A 9135-nucleotide genomic window follows, 5' to 3' on the forward strand; every position below is an offset into this window, starting at 1 on the left:
AGAAATTAAAATCAGACTATTCATTACTCCAATACTCGGACTTAAGGGTAGAGGTCAACTGTCACAGGTCAACTGTCAACTGTTGAAGAGGCTTTTTTTCGTATTTTTCGTAATACTTTCCGGTTTTTGGTTGCTGTCAATTATTTTTTTCTGGCTGTGTTTCGATGGTGATTGTTTTTTTACGGTGACTGAAGAGGATCTCTAGAGCATCTTTGATTTTTCCAGTATGTTCATGCAGCCTGATTTAATATTCCTAAGTGTGTCGGATATCTCAGGTCTGCTGGCGCACAAGTTGCATCTAATATAAATTTGAATTGATTTTTAGGAACGCTTATTTTTGATGACTTTTGTTGTACGAGAAAAGCTGTCCTTGAAGGACGGAGCTTTAGACTCACTCAATTTTTTAGTCGAATAGTTCGCGATCGCAGCAAGACGAAAGAAACCGGGTTTTCGATCGAGATTAAAGGCTATCAACCAGTAAGCTGTTAGTCATTTAAATTTATTGCCTCAACCCCTTGCAGTATGCGGTATGACCCACAAATAGTGCAGTTTGAATGTCGAACAGCTTATTTTACGAAAAAAACCCGGTTTCTGAGCTTTGATGAGGACTGAGTAAAATTTTCAAAAGTCAAAAGTAAGAAACCTTTCCCTAAAAACAAGGTTTTTTAATTTTGACTTTTGACTTTTTGCTTTTTAACACATTGAGTATCACACTCAAAACTCAAAACTCTTAAGGCGCTGCCGCCGCCCTGCGGTTGGCAACAATTAGATTAGCCTGATACTCTGTCGCTTTTTGCTGAGCCTTTGAATGGTTCGGGCTAGTTGACGGTACGGCTCTCATCAGCCCAACCGCTTTCTGCCACTGGCTTGCTACAGCAATCCACTCTGTTTGAGATTGAGCCGTCTGTGCCAAAATTGCCGCCTTCTGAGCGTTGTTAACGCCTTCTCTCCAAGAGTCTGGCTTAGGCGCGGCGGCTTTTGGTGCAGGAGATGCTGCCTTGGGTGCAGCAGATGCTGGTGCTGCTGTGGGCGCTGGAGGTGTGGGAACTGGGCTGGCGGGCGCAGCAGCAGTAGTGGGAACGGCTTTTGGTGCAGGAGATGCTGCCTGGGGGGCATCCCCAGATGGGCTGCCAGATGGAGATGTGGCTTTAGATGCAGGAGGTGAGGCTTTTTTGGGGGAGGGGGAAGCAGCTACCGGGACGCTGGGTTCTGGGTTCGAGCCACCGCCGAAGGGTAAATTTCCAGTCAAGTAAAGGGCTGCGATCGCCCCGAGAGGCACTAAGATACCGACAGGTATTGCCCATTTGGGGAATTTTTTTTTCGGAGGCGGGGCGATATCTTCGTCTTCGTCTTCGTCTTCGTCTTCGTCATCTCGATCGAATTCTTCCTCTTGATAATAGTCTTCGCCATCGGGTTCGACATCATCTAAACCTACAGAGTCGTCAGGCATTCCACTATCCGACGCGTAAAGCATTGGATCTTCGGGCATCAGATTTATTTCATCTTCCCACGCAGGCGAGCTGTCACCTGTGCGACGCCCGTAAACTTTGATCGTGTGAATTGATTCGACTCCCAACTTTGTCATCCCGCTGCGGATGAAATCCACCAATGCCATTTGACTCGGTACTTTGCCTGACTCCAGAGTTATATGGAGGCAGCCGTTGTCCCGCGTCACATCGGCGTTGATGCCTTTGGGTTTGAGTGTACGGTTGATGCTAGATGCGATCGCTTGTGGATCGCCCTGCTTCGCAAGTTCCTGCAGGTTCTGTTGTGTCATGGGTAGCGCTCTTTTTTTTGGGGGGGGGTGGAGAGCCGGCAAATAATATTAATCGATCGGCGTTCGGCGGCGGACAATATTTATTTACCACATTAACTTCTACTGTGGCATTCTGAGATTATTTCTCGTAGCTAGTGAGCTTTTTGCGCGCGATCGGACAGACATCAAGGATATATCCGATCGCGCAATTTGTTGTAAAAATTTACAGTCACGCCCCGCTCCTGCTGGGCCCTCTCTCATCAGCGAAACAAGCTAGAAAGTTCTATTACTTTGGTTTGCAGGGTTGAGACTTCTTCAGAGCCCCGCTTTAAAGAAGCTTCTAACTCTAGCAGCAAAGGCAAACTTTTTTGCAGTTTTTCTAAGCTGGCGTTCTTGACTTCTTGGCGAAAATAGTATACTCGTTTTGGATTGCCGAGGTCTAGAGCTTGAGCAATTTTATCATCCCGATCGCCCGCTTGGATCATCGCCTTCACCCACAGCCAAATCCGAAACTTACCAGTCAAGCCCGCCACAATCCTCAAACCAGGCTCGCTCCGGGCCGTTAAGCCCGCCAATAACTCCAAAGCATTGGAGGTATTGCCCTCGCGAATCGCATCGGCTAACCCGAAGGTATTCTGGGCGTGACAGTGCACTAGGGCGGCAACTTCCTCGGGGTTGATAGGTTGGCTGCGGTTGCCGGCAAACAGCAGCAATTTTTCGAGTTCGCTGTATAGCCCGCGGGTATCGCTACCGATGGATTCGGCCAAAAGTTCGATCGCCGTAGCGGTCAATTTGACATTCATTTCGGTCGCAACTTGGCGCACTCGCTGGGCTAATTCCTTGTCATTCCAAGGCGGAATCGGTGAAAATTCTCGAAATTCGGCGGACTTGGCGAGTAGCTTGGTAGATTTGAGCCGACTGTCGGGTTTTTTGACGGATGTCAGCAGCAAAACTGTGGTATGGGGAATCACCGGCAGCGTGCGTTCCAATTGAGCCAAGAGTTCCGCAGAACACTGCTGGGTTACAGTCGTATTGGCCAGCCAGACAAAACGGCTACCGGTACCGAAGGGTGGAGTTAAGGCTCGATCGAGTCCTTCAACCACAGCGTCAGGTCGATCGGCAACAATCTTGTCATAGTTAAAACTAGCCCAATTGGGGTCGAGGACAGAGGAGCGCAAACTTGTGAGTGCTTGCGCCATAGCAAAGTCGTCTTCTCCCCAAAACAGGTAAATTGGCATATTTCAAGCCCAAGAGCCAAAAAAATTAGATTTGCACGATCGCCAAGTCCAACATATCCTGGATCAGACTGTTGGAAGCCCGCAGCATAATATAAAATTTGGTGTGGGAGTATTTCACCGCGAGGAAATCAAGATTGGATGATACTTATCAAGCTTACGTAAATCGGGTAGCGCGAATGACGCTGCTGGACTCCTACAAGTCCCAGGTGGAACACATTCAGGAATCTCCAAAATTTAAGCCTGATGAAGCCGGTCGGAGAAATCCTGTACCTTTTCCAGGTTATTCGGTGATTACGCCACCTGCGGGGGAAGATGCAGAGAATACTGCACTTTATAGTAATTTAAACTCAGTCCAACAAAGGCTATTGCAGGATATCGCGGACGGTGCGCTGGTGGCACTGCCTCCTGATAGCTTCCACTTAACCGTGGCCGATCTGATTTGGAGCAGTGCTTTTCGAGACGCCTCTGAGAAAAATCCCGAATTTGAGGGACAACTGCGCGATCGCATAAAAGATGGTTTTGCCGCCTGCAAACCCTTAGCCGGTGGCTCTCCCATTCGCTGGACAGTGCTGGGGTTGATGGTGATGACTAGAGCTGTAGGTGTGTGTTTGGCACCGACGGACGAAAACTCTTACAAGCAAATTCTGGAGTTTCGTCGATCGATCTATCAAAATCCCGATTTAATTGCTTTGGGAATTGAACAGCAATATCATTTTACCGCACACATTACTCTGGCTTATTTTGGAGATACCGGGCCGAACCTAGACCGCGCTGGTTTTTGCACCCTGATGGCTGAGTTAAACGACCAATGGCTCGACACGCCCCAGGATCTGTCCGTAAACCGAGTGGAACTGCGGAAGTTTGACGATATGACCAGCTACGTCCGGCAACCGGACTGGCCTGTTTTTGAGTTTTGAGTCGATCGTCACGATCGAGTATGAGGCATTTGGCAGAAGAAATATTAAATATTCTGCCAAATACCTAATACTGGTCGATAACAAGCTGTGAAATACACCTACCAGTACAAAGCACTTTCAACTAAGTCAATAATCCGCCACTAATCGGAGTACCGATCGGGGATCTTCCTTACTTACTCTGCTAAATTATTAATATTAATTGCCTCAATAATTTGCAATCCCTAAATTCAGGCAATCGTTAGATTAGCAATAGGCAAAGTTCGGGATGGGAAATGCGATCGCCAGCCCAAGTTCTGGAAAATTTAGGTGCAGCAGTTCTATCGCAGGAAATTGTGCGCCAAAGTAACGAGCGTGCAGTATCGATGCTAAGCCCTTATGACTGAAGCCAGCAACATCCCTAGCCGCGTAGAGAGCATCGAAAACGATACGATCGATATCAAGGTAGCTATTAGTGCTTTAATTTCTACAACCGAAATACATCAGCGCAATATTGAAACCATGAACCGTAATATCGAGGCGATGTTTCAAATCATGACTCAAAGCCTTCAGCGGATGGAAATCATGGAATCAGATATCCGAGAAATCCAAACCGATATTCGAGGTTTTCAAACCGAAAATCGGCGCATTTTGGATATATTACAGCAGCGCAACAGCGATGAGACTTGATACTTCCCATATTGCCTAAAAACCGTATTTTTTGCCCAATAGCAAATCTGGAAATCCAACAATCCCGAACTTGTTGATTACTCCCTAAACGAATGGCACTGAAATAAGCTCTCTTTGTTTATTAAGAAATGCCGACTGAGAGTTTGAAGATTAGCGTTGTCGATCAAAGTTAGAGTTAGCTGGCGATCGCTTGGTACTGTTAGCATCGAAAGTTTGCCTTAATATCCCAGGTTCCAGAAATATCACTGGGATTACCAAACGCCGCATTCCCAAGCAGTAACGTGGAAGAACCCAGCACTACTGCTGTAGCGATCGCAATTCTGTTTTTCAATTCTTTCTGCATCATTATTAGACATCTCCCATAATTATTGTGGAACAGGCATCCTGCCTGTTCTTGAAAGCCTTTTTAGGAGATGTCTATTGTATAACCCAATACGGTTCAGTTAAGAACTATCAGACTTCTAAAAGATGCTTGTATTTCTCATAAAATCGTGAGATTAAATTGGTCGGACAAGGTTAATTGAACCGTATTGTTGTATAACCTCCGCTATCTAGAACCAGCGACAACCAATAGATTGATTGATTTTGCTTCAAATGCACGATCGATCGCGCCGTTACTGATAGGCAGATCGGCCTGTTTTTCAATTAAATTGAGATTGGTAGCACTATAACAGTAGTGTTGGGCATATTGTCCTCCTACAAAGCCACCGAGATCGATCTGGGCTGAGAGTGCGGTATCAGATTTGTTAACGATCGTTAGGGTGAGGGCATCATCGCTACTGCGTTGCGCGGCATAAATTGCAAGCTGCTCCCGATCGTCGCTAGTAGCTGCAATACTAATATCACCAAACTTGCTTCCTTGACCGTCATAATTTTGGTACATACAAAAAGCAAACGCTACTGGTTGGTCGGCAGTTAACGCTGGTTGTATTTCGTTACCATTCTCATCGTAATTCGCTCCCCCCCAAAAGGTTGCTAACCCTACATCCTCACGCCCAAAAATCCCCAAGACATCGGCTTGAGCCAAGGCTCCATTTATATCATTAATAGCACCCCAGTTATACTCGGAAATGGCTAACTTTAGACTGGGATAGTGTTGATTAACCCAAGCACGCATCCGAGGAATCAGTTGCACCGCAGTATTGTCATCTTCTGTATCCTCAATCCAGCTTTCATCGACATAACTTGCATCCCAGAGAGAACGGGTACTCCGAAGTCGAAGTGCCTGGGTTGTATTATCGCCAGCAGGTGAAAGTGCAATACCATCGGCCTGTGGATAATAATGCAGGTCAAAATAGTCAATGGTACGCTGACCATTCTGTCGATCCCAAGCATAAAGTTGAGCTAGATACCAAGCCACAAATGCCTCACCATTGTGTTCATCCCGATCGGCTTGGGCAGTTGTATCGGGGTAGGAGTTATATGATGAATAGAAGTAGCGCGTCCATCCATCCTGTACGGGCCCTAAAATTTGAGCATTAGGATCGGCTTGGCGAATAGCAGCAGCGTAATCGATATTACGCTTGAGTAATTCTTCGTAACTTAAATAGCCAGGAAAAACATCGCGGTGGGTTTCAAACCAAATCCCCGGTTCATTATCGAGGGCATAGAAACTAACGCCACCAGCCGAGGCGTTGCCAAACCGCCCAACCAGATGGCTCACCCAACGGTTTACAAAATCAGTACCAACTGCAATGCTAGTATCTGTTGGATCGTTGTCAGTAATTAATGAAGTATCGTCGAGGCGAATCCCATTGCCGCAATCGCGATCGTATGGGTCGGTTTGTTTTTGCTCGCCATATTTACTGACCTTAAAACCGCAGTTAAAGGGATGAGCTAATGGGTTTAGGTCAGTTTTTGCTTTAGCAACCCAGCCAATGAGTGGAACGGTAATTAATGATTCTATTCCGGCAGCACGGTTGCGCTGTACAAAGCGATCGGCAGCAGAATTATTGGGAAGTTCTGAGCGATCCGGGTTATCGGAGGGGACATTTTCATAATAGTAGTCATTGCCAGTATTGTAAAAATCATTCTCCCAATTGTAGCGAGTTGTTGCATTGCCACCCCAACGCACAATTGATGGCTTGATGGCTTGGATTAATGCGGCAAAATCGGTATCATTCATTTCAAAAACATTAATACCGTAGATTAGTGGGCTGATGGTATGCCTAGCCTCCGCAGGAAAGATACTAAGTTGACGGCGAGAAAGTTGATTAGACACGGGTGTTTCTCCTGTTAAACATTTAATTAATCTAGAATTAGATACCCGACAAATTTACTATCTAACTTGGTGCTAACAGGTGCGAAATATTGATAGTTGAACGCACAATTAATTAGCCTTGTTTCATATTTTACCAATGAGAATTGAGATGATAACTGGGAAAGTTCGGAAATGGGCGCTCGCTAAATTCAGATAATGTTAGATAGGCAATCGGAAAAGTTCGGGTGGCAAGTGCGATCGCTATTCAAAGTTCTGGCAAATTCAGGTACAGCTATCAGCGATCGCACTAAATGTTTGAAGGTCAGACCTAACCTCATTTCTTGCTCTATAGAAAGTGAAGGAAAGAAACGAGACTGTACTATTTATTTCCAACATGACAGCGGATATCGCTTACCGTTCCACGTCGTCCAACCCGTGGTTCTATTGCCTGTGGGTTTGGGCAAATACCATTGATTGCCATCAGCATGGCGGAAGTACAATCCGCCTCGATCGACCTGGCGTGGATTTGTCAGTGGCACCCAGCGCGATCCATTATCGGAAAAGCTGCCCTTCCAACGCACGCCAGAACTGGTGCTACAGGTGTCACCGTTACAGGTGGTTTGGCTATCATCAACCACATTCCATCTCATGCGGGCCGATCGCCCGTCAATATTGCAATTCCAATTGCCTCCCCACCAGCCGGCGACTTGGCTAGCGACGGTCGAACTGGAAACGGCAAAGGATAAAGCAATGCCGCAGGATATCGTAATTAGTGAACGTTGCATTATAGTCGTCATGGAATTATTCCTCATGTTGGGAACCTCTCTTTTGACTCTTTATTTATTACTCAGTAGTCTGCACCAGATTTTTTATAAAATTGATTATGGGTAAAGAAGCAAAGTTCTATGCTGCCCTGTCGATTGCTCCACAAAGTGTCGGGTAGATGTTTTATACGGTATGAGAACTTAGGCAGTTATGGGTCGGCAATCTGTGTTCCATGAGATTCTTCAACTCAACGCTTAAGTTAACCGGACAGTTAATGAATTGATTTTTGATATGCACCTTGAGTTTTGGAACTCTGATTGATTTGCTTCCCCTTACAAGAAACTTCGGCGCAAAGATAAAATAATTCTATTGAACCCGTTGAATTCTCTGATTTACATCAGTTTGAAAGGGGCGGGTTTTCTCATCATTTATACAGTCCGCTTTGTTCGATTGAGAATTTTCCTCTTTACTCTTAAGCTCAATAGTGTTTGTGGTGCTGTTAGCATCAAAAAGTGCCTGGTTGTCGTAAAAGGTAATCATTGCAATATCTCCTACTTAATAAAAATCAGATACGATCCAAGTCGTACCATCCCGAACAAGAAGCGTCAGGATGCCGATCGCTCAACTAAATCGGGCTTTCATTTCTCGCTTCATGTTTATATATTGACCGATCGCAACTCGGTATGATAACTGGGAAAATTCGGGATTTTACGATCGCTAAATTCAGGTAATGGTTAGATTGGCAATCGGAAAAGTTCGGGATGGCAAGTGCGATCGCGCGTCAAAGTTCTGGAAAATTCAGGTGAAGCTACGCGATTGGGGTAAAATCGAAGCGATCGCACCATTCAAGAAGGAAAAGCGACGATCTTGTAATATCATGTCCGGTGGATTACCATAATTAACTTTCCCTGTCCTCTCCCCCTCTCCTAACAGGTGTAGGTTTTTTGGTCAAAGCCTTATCCCATAAGAGTTTGAGATTTATAGAAAGCCAAAGCCCACAACCGTTGCACTGTCTAGATTTGCTGGGTTTTGTCAAGGGAAAACCTACACCTGTCAGTCCCCCTCTCCCCCTCTCAATCCTTAATTCAGGTCGATCTCCCGGACATGATATAACCTATCGTGCAAGTTTACCCATCCCGTCATCGGAGGACTTACAATGAGTTTATGACAGACACTCAAAACACCCAAAATACTCTCCCCGCAAGCCTTCCTGCTAGAGGAATTGGTGTTTATTGCTAATCCAAATTTTCTTGAAAAACTAACTATGACAACGATTACGATTCAAATCGATCCAGACATCGCCGCCGCTTTCCAGGTATCACAACCCGAACAGCAGCAAAAAATTCAAACTTTGATTAATCAATGGATGCGACAGGCTCTAAAAATCAGTACGTTGCAAAACACAATGGATAAACTGAGTGATGAAGCTGAAGCTAAGGGGCTAACACCAGAGATTTTGCAATCTATCCTTGATGAATAAAATCCGAATAGTGCTTGACTCTAACGTTATCTTGAGTGCTGCACTGTTTAAGAACTCTGGTTCTTCCTTACTTACTATGCTAAATCAATAGTTAAAGCCGTTAAATCAACTTA

The 9135-nt window shown here is 45.4% G+C and carries 10 protein-coding genes; 4 read left to right on the forward strand and 6 right to left on the reverse strand.

Annotation, left to right across the window (positions count from 1 at the left end; all coding sequences use genetic code 11):
• Positions 1 to 730 precede the first annotated feature (730 nt).
• The gene (locus tag QT974_RS26210; protein ID WP_333471339.1) at positions 731 to 1777 is read right to left on the reverse strand and encodes a hypothetical protein; all 1047 of its coding nucleotides are present in this window, start codon (positions 1775 to 1777) and stop codon (positions 731 to 733) included.
• Positions 1778 to 2016: 239 nt separating this feature from the next.
• Positions 2017 to 2994 (reverse strand): DNA polymerase III subunit delta, encoded by a 978-nt coding sequence (gene holA, locus QT974_RS26215; RefSeq protein WP_333471340.1) that lies wholly within the window; start codon positions 2992 to 2994, stop codon positions 2017 to 2019.
• Between the two features lie 176 nt (positions 2995 to 3170).
• On the opposite strand from holA, the gene QT974_RS26220 reads away from it, so the two are divergent.
• Together QT974_RS26220 and QT974_RS26225 are read left to right on the forward strand one after the other, a co-directional pair.
• Positions 3171 to 3911, forward strand: a complete 741-nt coding sequence (locus QT974_RS26220; protein WP_333471348.1) for a DUF1868 domain-containing protein — start codon at positions 3171 to 3173, stop codon at positions 3909 to 3911.
• 375 nt (positions 3912 to 4286) lie between these two features.
• Positions 4287 to 4577: a hypothetical protein gene (locus QT974_RS26225; RefSeq protein WP_333471341.1), complete on the forward strand. Its 291-nt coding sequence runs from the start codon at positions 4287 to 4289 to the stop codon at positions 4575 to 4577.
• Between the two features lie 547 nt (positions 4578 to 5124).
• Here QT974_RS26225 and QT974_RS26230 read toward each other — a convergent pair.
• The 4 genes from QT974_RS26230 to QT974_RS26245 form a co-directional block, all read right to left on the reverse strand.
• Positions 5125 to 6798: a glycoside hydrolase family 44 protein gene (locus QT974_RS26230; protein ID WP_333471342.1), complete on the reverse strand. Its 1674-nt coding sequence runs from the start codon at positions 6796 to 6798 to the stop codon at positions 5125 to 5127.
• Between the two features lie 188 nt (positions 6799 to 6986).
• Positions 6987 to 7115, reverse strand: coding sequence for a hypothetical protein (locus QT974_RS26235; protein WP_333471343.1), 129 nt, complete (start codon positions 7113 to 7115; stop codon positions 6987 to 6989).
• A gap of 45 nt (positions 7116 to 7160) precedes the next feature.
• The gene (locus QT974_RS26240; protein WP_333471344.1) at positions 7161 to 7574 is read right to left on the reverse strand and encodes a DUF6006 family protein; all 414 of its coding nucleotides are present in this window, start codon (positions 7572 to 7574) and stop codon (positions 7161 to 7163) included.
• Between the two features lie 334 nt (positions 7575 to 7908).
• Complete coding sequence (locus QT974_RS26245; protein WP_333471345.1) at positions 7909 to 8082, reverse strand: hypothetical protein; 174 nt, start codon at positions 8080 to 8082, stop codon at positions 7909 to 7911.
• A 190-nt stretch (positions 8083 to 8272) separates the two neighbouring features.
• Between QT974_RS26245 and QT974_RS26250 the strand changes: the two genes are divergently transcribed.
• Together QT974_RS26250 and QT974_RS26255 are read left to right on the forward strand one after the other, a co-directional pair.
• Complete coding sequence (locus tag QT974_RS26250) at positions 8273 to 8440, forward strand: hypothetical protein (protein WP_333471346.1); 168 nt, start codon at positions 8273 to 8275, stop codon at positions 8438 to 8440.
• Between the two features lie 366 nt (positions 8441 to 8806).
• Positions 8807 to 9022, forward strand: a complete 216-nt coding sequence (locus QT974_RS26255; protein ID WP_333471347.1) for a hypothetical protein — start codon at positions 8807 to 8809, stop codon at positions 9020 to 9022.
• The last annotated feature ends 113 nt before the right edge of the window (positions 9023 to 9135 follow it).

The organism is Microcoleus sp. BM001215392 (assembly GCF_036700185.1).
Taxonomy (GTDB): Bacteria; Cyanobacteriota; Cyanobacteriia; order Cyanobacteriales; family Microcoleaceae; genus Microcoleus.

Coding starts and splice junctions, on each gene's coding strand:
- QT974_RS26210 (WP_333471339.1), bottom strand. CDS start 1,777: ATGACACAACAGAACCTGCAGGAACTTGCGAAGCAGGGCGATCCACAA.
- holA (WP_333471340.1), bottom strand. CDS start 2,994: ATGCCAATTTACCTGTTTTGGGGAGAAGACGACTTTGCTATGGCGCAA.
- QT974_RS26220 (WP_333471348.1), top strand. CDS start 3,171: ATGACGCTGCTGGACTCCTACAAGTCCCAGGTGGAACACATTCAGGAA.
- QT974_RS26225 (WP_333471341.1), top strand. CDS start 4,287: ATGACTGAAGCCAGCAACATCCCTAGCCGCGTAGAGAGCATCGAAAAC.
- QT974_RS26235 (WP_333471343.1), bottom strand. CDS start 7,115: ATGAGGTTAGGTCTGACCTTCAAACATTTAGTGCGATCGCTGATAGCT.
- QT974_RS26240 (WP_333471344.1), bottom strand. CDS start 7,574: ATGACGACTATAATGCAACGTTCACTAATTACGATATCCTGCGGCATT.
- QT974_RS26245 (WP_333471345.1), bottom strand. CDS start 8,082: ATGATTACCTTTTACGACAACCAGGCACTTTTTGATGCTAACAGCACC.
- QT974_RS26250 (WP_333471346.1), top strand. CDS start 8,273: ATGGTTAGATTGGCAATCGGAAAAGTTCGGGATGGCAAGTGCGATCGC.
- QT974_RS26255 (WP_333471347.1), top strand. CDS start 8,807: ATGACAACGATTACGATTCAAATCGATCCAGACATCGCCGCCGCTTTC.